Raw genomic sequence first — 22,482 nt, forward strand, 5'->3', positions numbered from 1 at the left:
TTAATTAAGAGTTAAAATCGTATTATGAATATAAAAAAGTTTTTACTTTCCCTTTTCATTTTGCCGGCGTTTTTAACAAACGGATTTTCACAGTCAGCTGCTAACGGAAATGTTGATCAGACCTTCCTTAACGATTTTGTTCACAGAAAATGGACTACGGCGGACGGTCTTCCAGGCATGACCATAACGGCAATCATGCAGGATCAAAAAGGCTATATCTACATCGGAACCTACGACGGTCTTGTTCGTTTCGATGGCGTTGAATTCATAAATTTTACCCGAACAATTGACCCGAAATACGATTTTTCATCAGTCCGCTCGATTTTTCAGGATTCGGACGACAATCTTTGGGTCGGACACAACGATGAAGGCGTTTCGTGCATCATGCCGGACGGGCGAATCATCAAATACACCACGCACCAGGGATTGCCGCACAATTCAATCCGTGCAATCTGCGAAGACTTCGACCACAATATCTGGCTCGGTACGGCTTCGGGGCTCTGCTATCTCACACCCACAAGAGAAATTCTCTACCCCAACGGCTTAAAGGAACTCGGTCAGGACACAATTCAGGTATCAAAAATGTACTGCGATACCGCCGGAAGAATTTGGATTACCACGGCTATTCCGAACGAACTTTTCGTCTATTCAAACCGCAAGCTGGAACAGTTCAAAGGAATCACAAAAATCAAAGATCCTTCCGTAAACGAAGTCAGTCAGGATAAAAGCGGTGCGTTTTGGTTCGGAGTTGCCCCTCACTACGCGGTAAGAATCAAGGATACAGAAGAAACAGTCTTTGACATCGGGCATGACCATCTTGAAGGAACAGTCGTAAATTCAATTCTTCAGGATTCAGCAGGTGATTACTGGTTCGCATCTGATTCAGGGGCTACCGTAATCCACAACGGACTTTACACCTACTACGACAAAAGGAACGGCATCCCAGACGATTACATCAACAGCATCTTTGAGGACAGGGAAGGCAACATCTGGATTGCATACAACCGAGGCGGAATCGAAAAGCTCAGCCACGGAAAATTCCGGACTATCACAATGCCAACTGCTGTAAACGCCATCTGTGAGGACAATATTCGGTCAGTGACCTGGCTTGGTGCAGATGACGGCCTTTACTGCTTCAAGGACAATTCTTTCGTAGAAAATGAAATCACAGAACTGTGCAAGGGTTCACGAATCCGCCATGTCGGAATGACGGCCGACAATGAGCTTTTAATCTCAGCATACGCAAACTTCACTCAAATCAGAGTTCTTCCAAACAATGAAATCAATGTCTGGACTACAGAAAACGGGCTTGTCGGCGGCAAGGCCAGGGTCGCAATCAAATCAAGCAAAGGCGACTATTACATCGGAACCACACAGGGCTTGAGCATAATCAGCAATGGCGGAACTTCATTTACCTCAATCACGCGTGAAAACGGACTTGAAAATGAATTCATCATGTGCCTCTTTGAAGACAAAAAAGGCCAAATCTGGGTCGGAACTGACGGCGGCGGTGTCTACCTCATTCAGGACATGAGCCTTGCAAAGCACTACACTTCACAGCAAGGGCTTGCGGGCAACATCATCTTCAAGATTTCAGAGATTGAAAACAGCGGAATATGGATTACAACAGGAACAGGAATTTCTAAATTTATAGAAGAAAATGATTCATTCTACAATTTCAGCTCATCAAACGGCCTAGGCACGGACGGCGTTTTCCAGATGCTATGCGATTATACGCAGACAGTCTGGATGACAAGCAATAAGGGTATCCTTTCAACTAACCTTTCAAACTTTGAAGATGTAATCAGCGGCAAAAAAAGCAAAGTCACCGCAAAATATTACGGAAATTCGGACGGTCTTGTAACAGGCGGAGTCACATCAACTTCAGTATCAACCAAAGATTCTCTCGGCCGAATTTGGTTCACTCTTATCGACGGATTTGCAATCTACAATCCGGTAAAATCCGGCAAAAATCAGAAAGCACCTCAAATCGAAATTCAGGAATATTCTATAGACAGCGTTCGAAAAGACTACCACGGCGAAACAATTGTTCTTGAACCGTCAGCAAAACGACTCAGCATCAAATTCACTGGTCTAAGCTTCATTTCTTCTGATCAGATGCGTTTCTGCTACCGGCTCGCAGACTTTGAACAAGAATACTCTGAATGGTCTCAGAACAGAACGGTCTCATACACAAACCTTCGTCCGGGAACCTACGAGTTCACAGTAATTTCTCAGAACAGCGATGATATCACAAGTGAACCGAGCATGCCAATCACAATCATCAAAAAACCTTACATCTGGCAGCTAACCTGGTTCTGGGTTTTAATCGCACTCTTCATAATCGGAGTTGCCGGATTAAGCGTCCGTCATAAAATCCGAAAAATGCGCCGTTATCAGATTGAACTGGAACAGAAAGTTGAAGAGCGGACTCATGACCTCAAGCTCGAAAAAGAAAAATCAGAGAGCCTTCTTCTAAACATTCTTCCGGCAGAAGTTGCAAAAGAGCTTACGGAGCACCCGAATCAGACAATCGCTAAAAAATTCCCGAATGTCACGGTTCTTTTCACGGACATCGTAGGCTTCACAAAAATGAGCGATGGAATGAGTGCAGAAGCAGTAGTCACCATGCTCAACAAGATGATTTCAAAATTCGATGAGCGGGCAAAGCGTGAAGGAATCGAAAAAATCAAGACCATCGGTGACGCTTACATGGCAGCAACAGGCCTTACGGAAGAAAAAAACAATGACGGCGCAAAGAAAATGATAAAATACGCACGGGGCCTTCTTGAAGATGTCAAGGCTTTCAACGAATCATCCCCTGTAAAAATCCAGATTCGTCTCGGAATCAACAGCGGAAATCTTGTTGCCGGCGTAATCGGAAAATCAAAGTTCATCTACGATATCTGGGGAGACACGGTAAATGTCGCAAGCCGAATGGAAAGCACAGGCGAACCGATGAAAATCCATGTCACCGAATCAACCTATGCTCAGACTAAAGACACATTCACCTACAGTGAAGGCGTTGAAGTCGAAGTCAAAGGCAAGGGCGAGATGAAGACTTATTTCTTATAATAACGATTAGATGAGTTTCACCCGCTGTATAATAAAAAATGATTCTGTGATATAATCTTTTCTCATGGAAAACAGAGAAAATTTCAAATCACGCTTAGGATTCATTATGACTTCAGCCGGTTGTGCAATCGGTCTCGGCAATGTCTGGAGATTTCCTTTCATCACAGGTCAGTACGGCGGGGCAGCATTCGTCCTCTTTTACTTAATATTTCTTGTTTTGCTGGGTTCCCCAATCATGGTCATGGAATTTGCCGTTGGGCGGGCAAGCGGTAAGAGCGCTGTCCGTTCGTTTCACGCACTGGAACCACAAGGCAGCAAGTGGCATATATTCGGTTATTTTGCAGCTGCAGGCAACTACATCCTCATGATGTTTTATACCACGGTTGCAGGCTGGATGTTCTCGTACATTTTCAAAAGTGCGTCAGGCACATTTTCGGCTTTAAGCGCAGATGAAATCGGCACAGTCTTCACGAACATGCTTTCAAATCCGGTGGAACAGCTTGCATGGATGGCAGCGGCTGTCATAATCGGTTTTCTAATCTGTCTTGGCGGTCTAAAAAATGGCGTAGAAAAAGCCTCAACAATCATCATGACAAGCCTTCTTGTCCTCATGCTCGTGCTTGTGTTCCGCTCGCTAACACTTCCCGGTGCCGAAAAGGGCCTTGCTTTCTATCTTAAACCAGATTTTTCAAAAATGACGGAAAACGGTCTCGGCGAAGTAATTTTTGCAGCCATGGGGCAGGCATTTTTCACTCTGTCACTCGGAATCGGAGCACTGGCAATTTTTGGAAGCTATATCGGAAAAGAAAAATCACTCACTGGTGAAGCAATCAACATAATCGCTCTGGACACTTTTGTTGCCCTCATGGCAGGATTCATCATTTTTCCGGCTTGTTTTGCTTTTGGCGTAAATCCTGGGCAGGGACCGGGCCTCATCTTCATTACCCTTCCGAACATTTTCAATTCAATGTTCTGGGGAAGGCTTTGGGGCACGCTTTTCTTCGTATTCATGTCATTTGCGGCACTTTCAACAGTTATTGCCGTCTTTGAAAACATAATCGCATTTGCAATGGACATGCTCGGATGGAGCCGCAAAAAGTCTGTCATCGTCAACATGATACTGATTTTCATTCTTTCGATTCCATGTGCACTTGGCTTCAATCTCTGGAGCGGCTTTCAGATTCCTGGAATCGGAAACATTCAGGACCTCGAAGATTTCTTCGTATCAAACAATCTTCTTCCGCTTGGCTCACTCGTTTACCTTGTTTTCTGTACCTCACGCTACGGCTGGGGATTCAAAAACTTCATCGAAGAAGCAGACACTGGAAGCGGCTTGAAATTCCCAAAAATCTTCCGTCCGTATGTTAAATGGATCCTTCCTTTAATCGTAATTGTGATTTGGGCTGTCGGATATATTCAGAAATTCATACTAAAATAGGACACACATGACTTCAGAAAAACTTGATGTTAAGCTGATTGCACTCGATTTGGACGATACCCTCTTAAACGATGAGCGGCAGATTTCAGACGGAAATGTCGCCGCACTTCGGGAATGTGCACAAAAAGGGATTTACATCGTCCTCTGCTCAGGCCGTGCCGAAAATGCAATCCTTCCTTTTGTTCGCCGACTTGAAATTGCGGGCATGGAAGCCGGAAAATTCATAATTGCAATTAACGGATGCTCAATTTTCGACATGCATAAACGGCAACAGATTTTTTGCCGCAAAGTTGAAAGCGAAATTCTGCTCAGAACAAACCAGATTGCTGAAGAACGCGGTCTCAGGAGCGAAGTCTACACACCAGACACAATCTATTATCGCGAAGAAACAAAATGGACACGGCTTGATGTCGAAATGTGCGGATTAAAAGGCGAAGTTGTAAACGATTACGAAGATTTTCTGAAACAGGGATTCACAAAAATGCTCGTCCCAGGCGACCCGGCTGAACTTCAGGAATTGCAGAAAGCCTTAAAAGCCGAATTCGGAGAACGGGCTGTAATCTTTACAAGTAAGCCGTACTTCCTCGAAATTCTTCCGCCAAACTGCGGCAAAGGCGAAGCCGTTGAATGGCTTTCAAAACAGCTCGGTTTTGGGCTAGAACGGTGCATGGGCTTTGGTGACAGCATGAACGATGAAAGCCTTATCAGAATGGCGGGCTATGGAGTCGCGCTCTGCAACGGCCTTGATGAAATCAAAAAAATCGCCGATTTCGTGACTGATTTTGACAACAATCATGACGGTGTCGGCGATTTTTTAAGGAAACATGTTCTTTAAGCAGTTTTGACTTTATTTTTTCTGCAGGACGATGACTGTAAGGTCGTCGTTTGCAGGAACGCCATCCGTAAAGGCCTTAAAGTCTTCAAGCAAGGAATCAAGTTTTTGATGTGCGTTTCCATCGGCTTTTGCGAAGGCTTTAGTAATTCCCTCGTAACCGTATTCTTCTCCGTTCTTATTCCTTGACTCAGAAAGGCAGTCTGTGTAAAGCAAAATACTGTCTCCACTTTTGACAGAAAAGCCGATTGCCGAATATTCAGGCTCAAGCATAGGAATTCCAATCAGGCCGCCACTTCCGCTCTTTCCATCAACTTCGATTGGAACGGTTTTTCCGCTGCTTCCAGAACGGAAGAATGCCTTTGGATGACCAGCGCTCAAATATTCAACTTTATTGCCTTTGAGGCGAAGCATAACACCTGTCAGATAGTTTTCGATATCGCCCTTCTCTTCACCAATCTGCTTGTTGATTTCACTCATAACATTTGCAAGAGGTTCATTCAGGCCGTCATGGAATTTGCGGTCAATTACGGTTTTTGCAAGCATCGTTACAAGACCAGATGCGATTCCATGACCGGAAACATCAAACAAACCGACTCCGTTCAAAACATTCTTGTGAACAAAGAAATCGTACAAATCCCCGGAAACCCCCGCCATCGGTGTAAAATGCCATGCAATATCCCAATCCTCAAATTCAGGAAGAGAACTCTGATAAAAACTTCGCTGTACATAAACCGCAAGCTGCATGTCACGGTCAGCTCGTCTTTTTGCGGTAAAGAGCTCTTCATTCGTGAGCGAAAGCTGCTCGTTCGATTCAGAAAGTTCTTTTGTACGGTCAGCGACTTCTTTTTCGAGGTTTTTATTAAGATACTCGACTTCAAGCTTTGAATTTGCAAAACGGTTCGCCATTATGAACAAAAGGGTCAGGATTACAAGCTGCCATCCGATTGAAGAAATATACGGAAAATCATAAAGATTTAGCACAGAGTGAATCAAAAAGTCAAGCACAACAGCAAGAACAAGCGGAGAAAATCCAATCAAAAGAGTAAGCGAATCCCGCTGTTTTTGAACGACTTTTCCAACAAGAATTATGATTATGTAGAGCATCGGCGGAATAAGCATCGCCTGCAAAAGTGGCTGCATCTGCCTGAGAACACGATATGAAGGACAGCACAAAACGATAAAGACCGGCACAACTGCAAAAACAACGCGCGCAATGAAAATCGGTTTTCTGTCGTTTCGTTTCAGGAAGCTGTTGATATACATTGTGACGAGGAAAGGCAAAAGATACGGCAGTCCGCTTGAAAAAATCTTCTGGAACCACAGGAAGGAAATGTTCTCACCGGTAAAGCTCGGAATCTCTACATTATAGAAAACAAAGAGATAAATTGACGAAATCACATTTATAAGACCGAATGCGAAATTGTCTTTTTCAGTTCTTGATTTTGCGTAGAGAATGAGATGATAGATACCGATTCCCAGCATGAAGAAAGCGAATACCAGCTGAATTCGGCTAGCCCAGAAAGCGACCCTTTTTGAAGCCATAGTCGCATCGTTGATTTCACCGATAAATGGATTTGAAACGATTGAGCCTTCACCGTCCACCCATATTTTTACAAGAAGAGTGTTTTCTCCGTCCGAAATAAGTTTTTCAGGAATCGAATAAAGACGACTTCGGTTCCATGCACTGAATTCATGCGGAGGAAAGAGACCTTCTCCACCAATCATCGTTCCGTTCAAGAAAGTTTCATCGGCAATCGTAATTCGACCGAGATAACAGCCAAGAAGTTTTCCTTTGAGAGACTGCGGAAGCTCGAATGTTTTTTTGAGCCAGATATAGCCCTGAGATTCAGGAAGGAGCCGTTCAAGCTGGCTGAGCATTTCATCATCAAGTTCTTTAAAACCACTGTTATCGAATTCAGGATCATACAAAGAATAAGTCCATCCCGTATCGAGCCTGATTCGTTCAGAACCGACAGATGAACAAGCAGAAAAAAGAAACAAAGCAAAAGCCAAAAATGCCAACACGGAAAAAAACTTCTTTTTCATATCAATCCTCTTTTTAAACTGATTACCAGAATTTCAGGTCAATTTCTGATAGTACCACTATCAGAAATTGTACAGTAATCGCAAAAAAAAGGCAAACAATTTTGAAACTTTTTTTGATTTTTTTCGAACGATTAAGAGATTATTGCGTCAAATTCTTACCTTTACTGTTTTTGCCACAACATGCGGTTATTTTCAATGAAATATTTGATTTTTCCTTCTTCGTAAAGCCCTGAAAGATATGAACGAATCGTGCTTCCGATAAGGCAGAACTGACTTGTTTTAAGCGTAATACCGCTTCTGTCCGCGACCGCCTTCAAGAGTTCTTCCATTGTTTTTGGCGATTTCAGTTCGTCGAGAATCATGTCTTCAGTTTCAAGAATTGCAAGCATATTCAGCTCGGAAATTCCTTCGACATCCGTAACAATGTCTCCATGACCGGGAATAAAAAAATCAGCATCAAAAGTTGAAATTTTTCGCAGAGATTCCTTTGTTTTTGTCTCATCAAGAAGATACTGAATCCAGTGTTTTCCGATTGAATTTCGCCCAGAAAGGACATCACCGGCAAACATTACTTTTTTTCCATCAGTATCGCCTATCAAAAATCCGACCTGATCAACATAATGCCCCGGAAGCGAAATGACTTTTATAGAGATATTTTCGCTTGAATCAGCACACGGAACAAAAATTTCACACTCACCTTCAAGAACACGGGTAACGCGACAAGGAAGTGCAAGCAGATATTTAGAGCGCAAATCATGAATCGGAGTACCGCCCCAAACAAGCTGAGTCTCAATCTCAGGAAATTCCATAAGATACGCTTCACCTTTTGAAGTCCATACCTCGCAGCCAGTTTCACGCACAAGATACGAATTTCCGCCGCAATGGTCAGCGTGCGAATGAGTATTCAGAATCGCACGGAGATTTGAGCCGGGAAAGCGTTCCTTTATGAAATCAAGAAGCCTTGCACCATTCGTTTCATCATTGCCTGAATCTACAAGATAGATGTCAAATTTTCCGTCTTGCTGAGGAATCGTGATAAGCCCCGTGTTAGTGGGCATTTTGAGGTAAAAAATATGAGTACTCAGGCGTACAAGCTGATCATTCGTTACGGACATCGGCAATACGCTTAGAGCTGTTTAAGTTCAGCTTTTGTGACAGACCATTTTCCGTCAGAATCCTTTTCGGCTTCGACCCAGCCATATTTGCCTTCTGCAAGAGAGCCAGGATTGATTGCCGTGCAGTCACCGATTTTTTCAATGCCCGCACTTTCGTGAATATGACCTGTCACAACAAGGAATGGAGAGCGTTTTTCGATATAAGAACGAAGTTTTTCACTTCCGACATGAATACCGTTCGGAAGAGCGTCACAAGCAGTATCTTTTGGAGGATTATGCATAATCAAAATCAGATTTGACCATTTTCCGTTCTCATCAGCACATTCTTCACTTGAATTTTCGACTACATTGTAATCAGAAAGGATTTCATCTTCATCACGCTCAAAAGGAGTTGTTCCTGTAAATTTTGTGCCGCCACCAGAGCCGCAGATTGCAATTCCGTCAAAGAAAGCGAGTGAGCCTTGGACACTAACATCAGCATCTTCAATTTCAGAGAGGAAATCAGGATTATCGCAGTTTCCGATTACAGAAAAAATAGACTCGTGCTTTTTGAGAAGTTTTTCAAGTACAGGCTTGCCTGTTTCTTCATGCTCAAATTTTGCGAAATCACCGCCGAAAAGAACAGCATCAGCCTCTTTAAAACAAGAATCAAGTTTATCGAGATTATCCAAATCTCCGTGAATGTCGGATAGAACTAAAAATTTCATAAATTACTCCTTACGAATAAGGAGCATTATAGCATAAATCGAGCTAAAAAACTACTGAACGCATAAAACTGGGATGCCCCAAAAGTATGAAAAGCGGTGGTTGAGCTTGTCGAAACCACCTCATATAGCGCAAATGGTCATTTCGACAGGCTCAATGACCGTATGCAACGAACTTATTGGTCATCCCCAAATTCAGAATGAATATTCAGTTTTTCTTAGAATTCGATCGTATTCTTTTTTAAATCGATGTCTGTTGTATATCCGTCATCGCGGTAAAGAAGATACGGAACATCATCACCGAGTTTTACAAGGCTGTCATAATCAAGCTCGCTTGAAGACATGGCGATTTTTGAACAGAAAGGAATTGACTTGCCTTTTTTAATGAAGAACACGACTGTATCTTCAGGAACATCGATATAATGAGTTCCTTTTGAAACAGGTTTCTGCTCTGCCTTGCAGTCTTTCCATGTAACCTGAGTCATATCTTCAGGAAGATAAACAAGACGGCCCTTTGCATTCTGGCGATAAACCGGTGCAATCAAGACTTCGTTTCCAAGCAGGAGTTCGTCTTCAATATCACAAGCCGCAGAATCTTCAGGATAATCAAATGAAAGCGGACGGAACATCATGTCATTAAGAACGCTTGCCTTTACGAATTCACTGTACAAATATGGAAGAAGAGCATAACGCAAAGAAAGCACGCTCTTAAAATCAGAACACTCGCCGAACGCATAACACTCCTGATTTCGGGTATTCCATGCAGAGTGATTTCGCATGAGCGGAGTAAAGGCACCAAGTGCAAGCCAGCGCAAAACAAGGTCACGAGAACTTGAATCACCAAAACCGCCAATATCAGCACCTGTATACAAGAATCCGCACATATTCAAAGACGGAAGCATTCTGAGCTCTAGCTCAATGTTATTCCACCATGAGCAGTTATCGCCCATCCAGATTCCGCCGTCACGGTGTGCGCCAATGCAGGAAGCCCTTGAATACAAAAGCGTGCGCTTGTTCTTTTTGAGAGAATCAAGGCCTTCACGGGCAGCACGAGTCATGAGCGCTCCATACATGTTATGCAGACGGTCATGACTGACAGAAACTTCATTTCCATCGAGATTTTTTACCTGATGATAGAAGCTCTTGTAATCATCCATCTGATTGTTTGTAGAGCCTGAAATCGGCGTGAATTCAAAGAAAGTGTCAATGTCGAGATTTTTACCTTTGAATGATTCAAATTTATCGAAAACTTTCTGCAAGCCTTCATCTGTATAAAAAAGAGCAGGCTCATTCATATCGTTCCAGAAACCTTCAACTCCGCAGTCCGTAAGCGCCTTATATTTGCTTCCGAACCATGCACGGGAATCTTTTTTGAAGAAATCAGTGAAGGCACTCTTTCCAGGCCATACACCAGCCTTGAAGATAGAGCCATCGGCCTTTTTGCAGAAATGACCGCCCCTTACGCCCTCTTCATAGATTGAATAGCCTTCTTTTTCTTTAACACCGGCATCGATAATTGGAACAAGGTGAATTCCCTGCTCAAAAAGCTCTTTATTAAGTGCTGCGAAATCAGAGAATTTTGCTTTATCAACAGTGAAGTCCATGAACTGTTCCATATAGTCAATATCAAGACATACACTGTCCAAAGGAAGTCCAAGTTCCTTGTGCTTTTTAACTACTTCGCGGACATCACTTTCTGTTCTGTACCCCCATCGGCTCTGCTGATATCCAAACGCCCACAAAGGCGGAATATAGCTCTGACCAATCATAAAGCGGAACTGGCGAACAATGTCCCTGAGAGCATTTTTTTTGCTTGATTCATTAGAAGTGATTACATAAACGAAAACCCCGTCAACATCACTTGAAACTGAAAGAGTGTCATAGTCCGTCCAGCCGATGTCGAAAGTGATTTTTGCAGGCGTGTCAAAATACAAACCGACAGTCTTTTTTCCTGACACGATGATGAAATTGTGCGCGCCATAAAGAGAAGAATCAGATTCATTTCCGCACGGTTTGTCAGAACACCAGCTTACATACTTGAAGCCTCTTTTATTGATTCCACGGACATTCTCGCCGAGACCAAAAACCATGTCATTTTTATCCATGGTGTATTCCAAAACAAAAGGCCATTCGCTTTTGACCGACCCGAAATCAATAGGATTCTGGCACAAAGCCACATCGTTTACGACAGCGTGAGTCTGAATCACTGGCTGCCCGAATTTGTATTTCTCAATCATAATATGATTATATTCACTAAATTTCGATAAAACAAGTGCTAATTTCTGTAATTATTATAATATTTTTCACTTTATTTCAAAAACATCACATTCTCAAAAGTAAAAAATTTCAAAAAAAGTTCCAAAAAAAAATCATTTCTATGCTATAATAGAAATGTCAGGAGCAAGTAATGACAAGGCAGCAAGTTTTCAGAATGAGCGTGGACTGCAGCATGACAATTCTTTCAATAGTTTTAATGGGCGGGAATTTCATATTCCAGGCGACATCCGTCCATGAAATCCTTGGCACGCTTCTTTTTCCTATATGGGCAATCCACATCTTTTTGAATCGTCTCTGGTATGCATCGTTATTCAAAGGAAAATACAATTCTTATCGAATCATGCAGAGTATCATCAACTGCGGCATCCTGATTTGCGTAATTTTTCTTGTGATAAGCGGCATCATGCTGTCACACCATGTTTTTGCCTTTCTTGGAATCAATTTCGGCATTGGATTTGCGCGACTTTCTCACCTTATGAGTTCCCACTGGTATTTGCTTTTTATGTCGCTTCATATTGGGCTGCACATAAACCTGATTGCAAACCGAATCCTTTCAAAACGAAATGTGCGTATCGAAAATCAAAAGAAGTTTTCACCTTCAAAAGTCATACTCGCCATCGTCTGTATTTATGGAACTTATGCCTTTATTTCGAGAGGAATCTGGAAGTATCTTATTTTAAAACAGCATTTTTTCTTTATGAACATTGAAAAAGGCCTGATTCTGTTCTTTGTTGATTATGTGGCAATTATCGTCCTGTTTGCAACACTTGCCCACTTTACCGCAAAAGCCTTAAAATGGCAGAAAAAAACAGATTAAAACCAGGCATTCGATTTAACCGCTATTCCTCGCGCATAGCCTTCATTGCCTTTTTACATTCATACATCTTCTGGTCAGCACGGCGGAACACATTCGCTACATTCGCGTCAATTTCCTTATCATAGAAAGCAGCACCGATTGCAGCAGAAACCTTTTCCCAAGGCTCAAGATTTTCATCATCGGAGATTTCCTTCAGCCTTTTGTTGAATTCGCCCTGAAGCTCATCATAATGCAGATAATCATGCCCGCGAAGAATAATGACAAATTCATCGCCACCAATTCTGAATACAGGAGAATGTTCAAAAATCGTACATACGATATAGCACAGCTTTTTGATTGCCATATTGCCATGCTCGTGACCGTAAGTGTCATTTATCTTTTTAAGGAAGTTCAGGTCAATCATGCCGATTCCGAAAGCATTTTGCCGACCGATGCTCAAATTATATTCCATCTTTTTGACTTCTTTGTCGTAGGCAGCTTTGTTGCGGATTCCTGTGAGCGCATCCTTGTTGGCAAGTTCCGTCATCTGTTTTGCCTGCAACTGCATTTCATCAGCTTTTCGCTCTGCATTTATGATTCCGGTGACATAATCACGCATATCTTCAGTCATTAATGTGACTGCTGAAGCCAAACTTTCAACTTCATTGCCTGTTTTTATGTCTGGCGCAGAAAATTTGAGCGCATCAATGCTCCTCTGACCGTGACTTGTTCTGGCAAAGGCAACAACCGCTTTTTCAAGAAGACGGATTGGAGCAGTGATGTTTTTTTGTGCCCAGAAAAGGAATACAAATGTGAAAAAAGCACCGACCAGAAAAATCAAAACAGAAAATTCAATCATACGGGTTCGGATGATTTTAGCAATGTCGGTAACATCGACATCAACTGCCAGAAGCGCATAAGGCATTTTACCAGAATCGAAGAGAGTAAGCGCACCAGTGTAATCGGTACCCCATTCGGTCTTTTCTTCAAAGAAAGTTATTTCCCACGACTCCATGATTTTGAAATAATACTTTACGGTCTCGATATCGAATTCATCATCAGAAATCCAGCCCAAATAGAGGTTTCCGTCAGTGTCTACATAGCGGTCATAGTAATTTTCAGCAGAAAGCACGCTCATGACATTCTGGGTTTCACGCACTGCAAGAGGCTTTAATATATAAAGATAGTGAATGTCGAAATCTTCCTTGATGCCGTCCATAAAACGCTCAAGTTCGTCAAACTTTTCACTGCGCTTGCAGGTTTTTATACATTCGATGAGGTCCTCATCATCGATATGCCTGTCAACATAGTGAAGGATGTCCGTTATGTAAGAACGATAACGCTGATATAGTGAATTTTTGAAAGCGATATGTGTAGCAATACCAAGAAACAAGCACAAGAATAAGATAAAAATTACACAGCCAACAGTAATGCTTTTACCAAGCGGTTTTCTAATCTTTGCGAACCGGGTTTTTTCATTACTCATACGCACTCCGTATAAATCTTTTACTCTACCTTTTAATTTTAACACAGAAACCTAAAAAAGCAAATTTAAATGATTTATCCGGATTTTTATTGCTTACTGAACTTTTTTACCGTCGAATACCCAGTCTGTGAATTCAACTTTGAGCGGCTTGTCTTCAGGCCAGTATTTCTGCAAAACGGCACCTGGCATTGTATCTTTGTCCGTATGGATGAAGTAGTTGTTTTCTGCAGGGCTGTGGATTATGAGACGCAGAGTGTATGTGCCGGCTTTAGAAAGATTTATGTTCGCCCCGTAATGCGGTCCGTCAGAAGCGTTCATCGGCATAAGCCTTCCTTTTGAAAGCACTGAACCAGACGACTGTTCAAGAATTTCATAGCCAATGGTAAGAAATGGCACGAACTGATCAACGATATAGCCTAAATCATTTTCAAGGGCAATGATGTCAGCCTCAATGTGCATGGTGAAGTCCGAGCCTTTCTGAGTGTTTCCCTCGCCCGATTTCATGTCAACCGCGTGGAAGTAAAACGCACTTACCGAGAGGAAGGCAACCTGCTGCTCTTCGCCGATGCTGTTTTCAATAAAATCGCCTTCCTCGGCTTCAACACCATCCTCAACGACTTCCTCATTTTCCTGTTGAGAAGAAGTTTCTTCTATTTTCTTTTCTTTGCAAGCCATAACAGAAAGAAATGCCGCCACAAAAACCAAAAACGCTGTCTTTTTCATTTTTACCACCCAAATCATAACATTAGAGGTCTATTATACAAAAACTTGCACTTTTTAATCAAATGAGAATGATTTACAAGTTTTTGCAGAAATCAGAAAGGCGGCTCAAAAATCTCACAACATTCCTTCAAGAGTCTCAAAAAGAACATCCGGCTGAATCGGTTTGCTGAGGTGAGCGTTCAATCCCGCCTGCAAGCTTCTCTGAACATCCTCATCAAAGGCATTTGCCGTCAGAGCGATGATTGGAATTGTCTTTGAGTCGCTGCGGTCGAGTTTCCGGATTGCCTCAGTCGCTTCAAGACCGTCCATTTCCGGCATCCTCATGTCCATCAAAATTGCGTCATAGTAGCCAGGTTCATGCGAAGAGAACATTTCCACGGCGATTTTTCCGTTCGCGGCGTGCTCAGCCTGCATTTCCCTAAGAGAAAGTACTTCAATCATAATCTGTGCATTCACTTCCATGTCCTCGGCAAGCAGGATTCTTTTTCCTTTTAAATCCGCCGTTTTCTTTTCGGACAAAGCCTCTTTTTGCTTCTTTTTGAGTGCTTCTTTAAACGCTTCAATCAGATTGCTCGTAAAAATCGGCTTGGCGATAAAACTGTCAACGCCCGCTTTCAACGCTTCCTCAAATATGTCGTCCCAGTTGTATGCCGTGAGGATTATGATTGCGCTCTCATCACCAGTTGCCTCGCGAATCAGCCTTGCGGTCTCAACTCCGTCTATTTCAGGCATCTGCCAGTCCACGATAATAAGATTGTACGGCTCGCGTCGGGCATGGCGAAGTTTTACCATTTCAACAGCATCTTTACCTGAAAGCGCGGTGTCGGCTTTAAAACCGGCGTTTTCGAGAACGAGCTTTGCGTGCTCCACGGCAATTTTGTCATCATCAACGATAAGCACGCTCATGTCCTCGGTCTTGATTTCGATTTCTTCACCATTTTCTTCTGTTTTTCGCTCGCTGTTCTGCAATGTGATTGTCACCGTGAAAGTTGAGCCTTTGCCCTTTTCGCTTTCGACAACGATGTTTCCGTTCATCATCTCGACTATGCTTTTTGTGATTGCAAGGCCAAGACCAGAACTTCCATATTTGTTCGCAGCCCCTGAATTTTCCTGACTGAATGTTTCAAAAATCTTTGGCAGGTATTCTTTGCTCATGCCGATTCCAGTGTCACTAATCTTAAAGCGGATAGTAGATTTTTTGTCAAATTCGGCAGTTTTTTCGATGTCAAGGCTGACCGAGCCACCCTGCGGGGTAAATTTTACGGCATTTCCCAAAATATTGATTAAGATTTGACGGATTTTCATGTCGTCGCCGAGATAGTAATCGGAAAGAGTTCCGTTCACGCGGCAGGTGTATTCGAGTCCTTTTTCTTCGCACTGACCGCTGAAAATCGTGTTGACCTGGGCGAGAAGTTTTGAGAAGGCAAATTCCTCGTTTTTTATGACCATGCGGCCAGATTCAATTCGGCTCATGTCAAGGATGTCGTTTATGAGGCTCAAAAGATGCTCCGCAGAGCTTCCGATTTTTTGAAGATAATCACGCGTCTTGTCTGAAATTTCCGGGTCGTGCAGTGCAAGGCTGTCCAGACCGATGATTGCGTTCATCGGCGTGCGGATTTCGTGGCTCATGTTTGAAAGGAACACAGTCTTTGCCTTGCTCGCTTCTTCCGCGGCTTTGAGTGCGTCGGAAAGTGCCTGACTTTTTGCGAGCGAATCACGCATTTCACTATCGATGTCGCTGATTCCCATGCCGATAAAGTGAATTTTTCCGTCAACGCGTTCTTCTTGCTTTCTGACCCCGGCCATTTTCATCATCTCGTAGCGTTCTGTTCCGTTGACTTTTACAAGATAACGGAACGAAATCAGCGGGCTTTTATTCAGAGCCTCACGGATATTTTCAGGTGAGATGAAAGCAAGGAATTTCTCACGATATTCTTCTGAAACATAGTTCAGGGCATAATCGCTGAAAACCTTGCTGAATGAAAGATGCTCGCCTTCTTTGAAAGGAACGACAACCGCACTGCCCTTTCTGTAACAAATTCCGTCGTCAGAATCAAGGTCGATGTAATAAACGCTCCTGTAATCAGAGGCAAGGGCTGTAATCATGTTGTCCTGCTCGCTTCGTTTTCGCTCCTGACGGGTAATCTGCTGCTGCAAGGCAAGCTGTTCCTCAAGTTCTTCCTGCTTGATTCTGTTTTCTGCCTCAGAAACTTCCCGTTCCAGCGTGAGTTTTGCGTTTTTACGGTTCTGGACTACGACATAGGCAAAAAGTGTCGCAAGAACAAGCGCAATAATCAGAGAAAGAAGCACGCTTTTCAATATGATTCCATCGGAAATCGAGCCGATTTGGTCAGAAATTATGCTCTCGCGGATAAGATATGTAATCATCCAGTCGGTGTTGTGAACAGGGATATAGTACATTGTCCCGCGGATATTGTTGTATGTAAACGAAGCCGCCCCCTCGTCACGATTAGAAAAGTCGGCCTTCATTTTTTCGAGCGAATAGCCTTTCTCAAAGCTGGCGTTTTCAAGAGCCTTCAAAAGATTGTTCTCACTCGCCAATCCGCCCAAAACCATGTCTGAGAGTGCGATTCCGTTTTTGGTGTAAATGTTGCAGAATGTGGTGCTGTTGTTGTCCGCCTGAAGAGAAACGCCTTCAAGCATTTTGTTCATGTCGATTTCCATGAAGCAGACTACGAGAGTCTGACCGTTGAAAGGGATTCTATCAACAGGAACCGCGACAATCACCTTTTTATGGTCTCCGTCCTGATTTTTGATGGAAATTTCCGGGGAAGCAAGCGTGTTGTAGTCAAACTGATACAAATCAATGTCAGTTCTTGTGCCCCTTGAAGTGTAGATTAGACCGTGCGTGTCCACAAAGGCGAATTTTTCAAGTCCGTAAAGCTGTTTCATTCTCGCCTGATAAGCCTGCAATTTCTCTACGCTTGAAATGTCATCTTTTTCCATGAGACCAAGTGCAATGTCCATGTCAGTGATGTAGTCTGAGAGCGTTTTTGCGACAACCTGTTCACGGCGGCTGGTAAGCTCGGTCATAAAAAGCAGGCTGACAGTGCGAACGGCTTGTCCTGTATCAGAACTGGAACTTCGCCCTGTCAAAAAAGTTCCGCCAACAAGGATTATGACGACGGCAATTCCGCCCAGCAAAGAAATTTTAAGGTTACGCTTTTTGCTTTCCATAAACGACAGTCTCCAGATTTTATGAATCTCTCTTCTATCGTATATTCTACACCAATAATTTCAGTTTCGCACTAAAAAAACGACACGGAAAACAAATGAGAAAGAAAAACTGTAAATGAAAAAACAGATTGCTCTTAGTCCAGACTTTCAGGTTTGTTTGCCATTTTTCGCTGAATTGTAGCGGCACGCTCGGCAGGCATATACATGAGCCAGGTAGATGACATTGAAACAGTCTTGCTTGCAGCAGCCATTTCGTCAGCCTTTCGAAGAATATCGATTATATCCTGATCATCGTGAGAAAGAAGTTCCTCAACAGCGGTCTTCGGTGGCATACTGTTTAAATATGAAGCAATTGTTTCTATATTAGTGGCCCGGTCGTCATACTTTTTGACCTGATTGTTAAAGGTCTTTTCGCGTTCATCCTGAGACTTTTTGCGGTCTTCAAGCTCCTTTGCGATTGCCTCATTCTGTTCTTCGATTTTAGCAATGTCGCTTTCACGCTTATCAAGTTCCTGAGTGCGGATGTCCAGGGCCTCGATTCGTTTTGCAAGCCTGTCTTCATCCAAATCTGCACTAAAAGGCTTTGTAGTTGTGGCTGTTACGGAAGTCTGCGGCTCAAGACCGAAAAGTTTATACACCGGCGCGAAAACCTTTTTTGCATGAATTACGCCAAGATAATCGAACCACAAAAGGCCGCCCAAAGAAAGAATAATAATCAAAATAAGAAGAAAAATTGATTTTCCGATTCCACCGTTTCCACGAGCCATAAAATCCCACCTAAAAAGAACTTTGTTTTATTATCGACATTCTATCACAAAAGTTAAGAAATGTGCTATAATACTCTGCAATGATTAACTACTGGATTCAGGAAGACAATCAGTTTGTCCGTATCGAAAAAGACGAAATTTCTCTGCATGAATCAAAGCGTCTGTGGATTGACGCACGCCGTGTCTCTCAGTCAGAACTTGAGTCTCTTCAGAACGAATACAGTCTCGACCCAGAACTTTTAATGGATGTCATGGATCAGGACGAGCTTTCCCGAATCGAACAGTGGGATGATTATGTGCTTTCAATCATGCGTCTTCCGGTTTTCACGCCAAATTCCGAAGTCGCTTACTCAACCGCACCTGTCGGCGCCGTAATCTTCTCGGACAAAATCATCACAATCTGCTGGACAGACTGTGAAGTTCTCAAAGATTTGAGCAACAACCGCATCAAAGGCCTTTCACTCAACGACTTTCCGGCCTTCTTAATCAGAATCCTTGCACGAAGCGACATCATGTTCCTTCGATACCTCAAAGAAATCAGCCGCCGCGTCACTTCAATTCAGAACGAACTGCACGAGCAAATCGAAAATGCCGAACTCATTCAGCTTTTGAACCTTGAAAAGTCCCTCACCTACTTCACTACATCGCTCAAGGCCAATCAGCTTCTTCTCGAAAAAATCCGCCGTACGCGAATCTTAAAGCTCGACTCAGACGATCAGGAATGGCTCGATGATGTTGAAATCGATAACCGGCAGGCTATGGAAATGGCCGACACCTACAGCTCAATCACCACAGGCGTCATGGACGCGTTCGCAAATGTCATTTCCAACAACATGAATGTCATAATGAAGAAACTTACCGTAATTTCGCTTGTTCTTATGATTATGAGCTTTATCACAAGTTTCTGGGGCATGAACATCCGTCTTCCATGGAGCACCTCAACCACATGGACGGGTTTCTTCTGCATAAGCGGCCTTTGTATTCTGTCAGCAGGCGTCGCCTATGTAATCATGAACCTCAAACCTGTCAAAAAAGCCAAAAAAACAAAAAAACGAAAGAAGAATTAGGAATGAGGAATGTAGGGGGAAGGATCCCCCTTAGGGAGCCGGTCGCCGAAGGCGAAGAAACTCACGAGGTGAGTTTCTAGGCGAGTCTCGGTGAAGGCTATGCCTGAACCGCGCGACGCTACCCTCTCTGCGGGGACACCCCGCAACGCCCCGAAGGAGTTTTTCCATGCGAAAGATTTTAGTTGTTGCAGTCAGTTTGCTTTCTTTGAGTAAGCAAATTCTTTTCTCTCAGGAATTCAATTCTCTTTCACCAGTCCGGCTCGGCCCGGAATCTCCTTCAATTTATGATGTCTATGTAATCGGTGACGGCAGTCAGTCTTACACTGCAACCCGTTGGATTACTCCTTTTGAAATCAACCGCTATGAAACGACTTACGAACTCTGGTATGAAACCCGCGTAATCGCCGAAGAATTAGGCTACAAGTTCATAAATCCCGGTCAGGAAGGCTCCAGAGGAAAAAGAGGTGCAGAACCTGCCTCAGAAAGAGAGCAACCGGTCACAATGATTTGCTGGTATGATGCGATTATCTGGTGCAATGCTTTCTCAGAAATTCACGGTCTTACTCCATGTTACACCCTTAACGGCAAAGTCCTCAAAGATGCAACCGACACCATTTCCTGCGACCTTTGCAGCTGCGATTTCAATGCTTCAGGTTATAGGCTTCCCACTGAATCAGAATGGGAATATGCAGCCAGAAAAACAATCTCAGGAATGCAGAGCGGCGGCTCAGCATCAGGTCAGGTAGATAAATACGGAAAAGAAGATTTTTCGATTCCAGAAGAAGAAGTTTCATGGTCAGCATCAAATGCTTACAGAACGCATATTGTTGGCACAGCAGGCACACCTTTTTCAGAAGATGCACCGCCAGTTCCAGGAAGCGGAAATCCAAATGGAGCTGGTCTTTTTGACATGAGCGGAAATGTATGTGAATTTGTATGGGATTGGAACGGGCGATACCTTGAATCAGAAGCAGGTGAACGCGCAACAGGAATCGAAGCAGGAAGCGAACGCGTAAGCCGTGGCGGAAGCTGGTCAGAATACACGCCGTTTATTTACGCCGGAGACCGCTACAGCTACGACCCGAACGAATGCTACGACTACCTTGGATTCCGATTTTGCCGGACAGTAAAATAGAATTAACTCAAAAAAAATTGGCGGAAAGCACAGTCATAATCAACTGTGTTTTCCGCCCTTAATTTTATCTGGCTGTGCTGATTAACCTCAATAAATGCTAATCAGCAGTTAAACAGTTTACTGTTCGAATACAATTCGGCCCTGACCGTTTTCATTTCGATAGCTTTCAGGGATTTTACCAGAGAAAGATTCAAAATAAGCTGCAACAGCATCACGGTCATACATATATTCATCGCGAGGAAGAGCTTTGAGACCTTCAAACTTATGACCATCGCCATTTTCACGAAGAACATAAGCTGTTCCGGCAACAGTGTATGTTTTGTTCAAATCAAGTGGCTCACCGTTAACCATTACATCTCGAACACGATATTCGCCTTCTACAACACCTGTGAAGAAGCTGTTCTCGTCAGTTTTTACTGAAGAAGGAATGTTTGCGTTTACTTTGTAAGTAACGCCTGAAACCTGAAGCATACCACCGCACATCTGAGGATAGAGTCTAATTCCAAATTCAAGTTCGTCAAGCAAAGCCTGACCGCTGATTTCACATACGCAAAGCCTGTTTCCAAATGGCTGAAGAGAGAATACATCACCGTAAGTAATATCACCTGCCTTAACAGTCTTTCGGATTCCACCGCCGTTTACGAGAGAAATATCAGTCTTGTAAGCACTGCGGAAAGCATCTGCAACGAAATCGCTCAAGTTTGTCTCGCGGTTACGAACAAGCCATTTTCCGTTTTCGTCTGTAGCGACAAGAGAGAAGTCAGACTCACCGACTTTCTTTCCAAGATAAGCTGCGAATTTTTCATTGATAGAATCAATCATGTTTTTGATTTCCATATCAACAGAAACGCCATCTTTCTGAGGAACAGAATTGATTAATTCGACGCTTATAGCACCGTCTTTTGCAATTGTGAGCTTACCGATGTTATTAAGTTTTGTGCCTGTCTGTGTAATAGTAACAGGTTTTCCTTCCTTGTTGTTTACGACAAGTCCCGGTGTGATTTCATGAGAGTGACCGTCAATGAGGACATCTGCACCAGTTGTGTTTGCAACAACACTCTCTGCACTCCATTCAGGAGTAACATTTTTTTCACCAAGGTGAGCCAAAAGAATTACATAGTCAGCCCCCTTTTTGCGTGCCTCATTGATTGCGTTCTGAACATCAGCAAACATAGCCTCGCCTTTGTTCTCGCCACCGAAACTGTAAATGAATTTTCCGTCTGTATTTTTGAAAATTCCTGGTGTTGATTTTGTGATATTCTCTGGAGTGCTTACACCAACGAAAGCAACCTTTGTTTTTCCGTAAGAAAGAATCTTATATGCCGGGAAAATGAGCTTGCCTTTTTCGTCGCGTGCATTGCATGAAATGTATCCGCAAGAAAGTGCCTTTGCGATTTCATTGAAACGCTTCATTCCATAGTCATATTCATGGTTTCCAGGAACTGCAACTTCATAGCCGAGTGCATTCATGATTTCGATGATGTAACCGCCTTCAGAAATGCTTCCGACTGGAGAGCCCTGAATTGCATCGCCTGCATCAACAAGGGAAACATACGGAGTTACTTCCTTCATTTCCTTTTTGTAGAGCGAAAGACCTGCATAACCGATATTATCGTCAAGTCCACAGTGAACATCGTTTGTGTAAAGAATTACGATGTCATTGTCCGGAAGAGTGGGAGCAGCCTTTGTGCTCGCACAAGAAACGGCAATTGCTGCAAAAATGCCGGCAATCGCTGCCATAAAGACGAATCTTTTTTTCATAAATGAAAATCCTCCTTTTTTGATTTCATTTTAATTACGGTGTGGATTATATCACAAAA

The 22,482-nt window shown here is 43.1% G+C and carries 15 protein-coding genes; 6 read left to right on the top strand and 9 right to left on the bottom strand.

The window, feature by feature from the left end; translation table 11 throughout:
• Nucleotides 1–24: 24 nt before the first annotated feature.
• From Q0Q74_RS01595 to Q0Q74_RS01605, 3 genes are all read left to right on the top strand, one after another.
• On the top strand, nucleotides 25–3,075 hold the full coding sequence (locus Q0Q74_RS01595; protein ID WP_294427851.1) for an adenylate/guanylate cyclase domain-containing protein: 3,051 nt from the start codon (nucleotides 25–27) through the stop codon (nucleotides 3,073–3,075).
• Nucleotides 3,076–3,139: 64 nt separating this feature from the next.
• A complete protein-coding gene (locus Q0Q74_RS01600; RefSeq protein ID WP_294427853.1) occupies nucleotides 3,140–4,513 on the top strand; it encodes a sodium-dependent transporter in 1,374 nt (457 codons plus the stop codon).
• Between the two features lie 7 nt (nucleotides 4,514–4,520).
• Nucleotides 4,521–5,348, top strand: a complete 828-nt coding sequence (locus Q0Q74_RS01605) for a Cof-type HAD-IIB family hydrolase (RefSeq protein ID WP_294427855.1) — start codon at nucleotides 4,521–4,523, stop codon at nucleotides 5,346–5,348.
• Between the two features lie 12 nt (nucleotides 5,349–5,360).
• Here Q0Q74_RS01605 and Q0Q74_RS01610 read toward each other — a convergent pair whose 3' ends face one another.
• The 4 genes from Q0Q74_RS01610 to Q0Q74_RS01625 form a co-directional block, all read right to left on the bottom strand.
• Nucleotides 5,361–7,394, bottom strand: coding sequence for a SpoIIE family protein phosphatase (locus Q0Q74_RS01610; RefSeq protein ID WP_294427857.1), 2,034 nt, complete (start codon nucleotides 7,392–7,394; stop codon nucleotides 5,361–5,363).
• A gap of 161 nt (nucleotides 7,395–7,555) precedes the next feature.
• Nucleotides 7,556–8,509: an MBL fold metallo-hydrolase gene (locus Q0Q74_RS01615; RefSeq protein WP_294427859.1), complete on the bottom strand. Its 954-nt coding sequence runs from the start codon at nucleotides 8,507–8,509 to the stop codon at nucleotides 7,556–7,558.
• Between the two features lie 11 nt (nucleotides 8,510–8,520).
• A complete protein-coding gene (locus tag Q0Q74_RS01620) occupies nucleotides 8,521–9,216 on the bottom strand; it encodes a metallophosphoesterase family protein (protein WP_294427861.1) in 696 nt (231 codons plus the stop codon).
• Between the two features lie 215 nt (nucleotides 9,217–9,431).
• Nucleotides 9,432–11,450 carry a TIM-barrel domain-containing protein gene (locus Q0Q74_RS01625; RefSeq protein ID WP_294427863.1) on the bottom strand — a complete coding sequence of 673 codons (2,019 nt, stop codon included), beginning with the start codon at nucleotides 11,448–11,450 and terminating at the stop codon, nucleotides 9,432–9,434.
• A 170-nt stretch (nucleotides 11,451–11,620) separates the two neighbouring features.
• Here Q0Q74_RS01625 and Q0Q74_RS01630 point away from each other — a divergent pair, with 170 nt between their 5' ends.
• Nucleotides 11,621–12,307 (top strand): DUF4405 domain-containing protein, encoded by a 687-nt coding sequence (locus Q0Q74_RS01630; RefSeq protein ID WP_294427865.1) that lies wholly within the window; start codon nucleotides 11,621–11,623, stop codon nucleotides 12,305–12,307.
• Between the two features lie 22 nt (nucleotides 12,308–12,329).
• Here Q0Q74_RS01630 and Q0Q74_RS01635 read toward each other — a convergent pair whose 3' ends face one another.
• The 4 genes from Q0Q74_RS01635 to Q0Q74_RS01650 all read right to left on the bottom strand — a co-directional run bounded on the left by Q0Q74_RS01635 (nucleotide 12,330) and on the right by Q0Q74_RS01650 (nucleotide 18,460).
• Nucleotides 12,330–13,772, bottom strand: coding sequence for a GGDEF domain-containing protein (locus Q0Q74_RS01635; protein ID WP_294427867.1), 1,443 nt, complete (start codon nucleotides 13,770–13,772; stop codon nucleotides 12,330–12,332).
• A gap of 93 nt (nucleotides 13,773–13,865) precedes the next feature.
• Nucleotides 13,866–14,495 (bottom strand): iron transporter, encoded by a 630-nt coding sequence (locus tag Q0Q74_RS01640; protein WP_294427869.1) that lies wholly within the window; start codon nucleotides 14,493–14,495, stop codon nucleotides 13,866–13,868.
• 114 nt (nucleotides 14,496–14,609) lie between these two features.
• A complete protein-coding gene (locus Q0Q74_RS01645) occupies nucleotides 14,610–17,693 on the bottom strand; it encodes a response regulator (protein ID WP_294427870.1) in 3,084 nt (1,027 codons plus the stop codon).
• 134 nt (nucleotides 17,694–17,827) lie between these two features.
• Complete coding sequence (locus Q0Q74_RS01650; RefSeq protein ID WP_294427872.1) at nucleotides 17,828–18,460, bottom strand: flagellar protein FlbB; 633 nt, start codon at nucleotides 18,458–18,460, stop codon at nucleotides 17,828–17,830.
• Between the two features lie 80 nt (nucleotides 18,461–18,540).
• On the opposite strand from Q0Q74_RS01650, the gene Q0Q74_RS01655 reads away from it, so the two are divergent.
• Nucleotides 18,541–19,527, top strand: coding sequence for a magnesium transporter CorA family protein (locus Q0Q74_RS01655; protein WP_294427874.1), 987 nt, complete (start codon nucleotides 18,541–18,543; stop codon nucleotides 19,525–19,527).
• 166 nt (nucleotides 19,528–19,693) lie between these two features.
• Nucleotides 19,694–20,662 (top strand): formylglycine-generating enzyme family protein, encoded by a 969-nt coding sequence (locus tag Q0Q74_RS01660; protein ID WP_294427876.1) that lies wholly within the window; start codon nucleotides 19,694–19,696, stop codon nucleotides 20,660–20,662.
• 117 nt (nucleotides 20,663–20,779) lie between these two features.
• Here the strand turns inward: Q0Q74_RS01660 and Q0Q74_RS01665 are convergent, their stop codons facing one another.
• A complete protein-coding gene (locus Q0Q74_RS01665; protein ID WP_294427877.1) occupies nucleotides 20,780–22,423 on the bottom strand; it encodes a bifunctional UDP-sugar hydrolase/5'-nucleotidase in 1,644 nt (547 codons plus the stop codon).
• Between the last annotated feature and the right edge of the window lie 59 nt (nucleotides 22,424–22,482).

It is taken from the genome of uncultured Treponema sp. (assembly GCF_946187725.1).
In the GTDB taxonomy this organism is placed as follows: Bacteria; Spirochaetota; Spirochaetia; order Treponematales; family Treponemataceae; genus Treponema_D.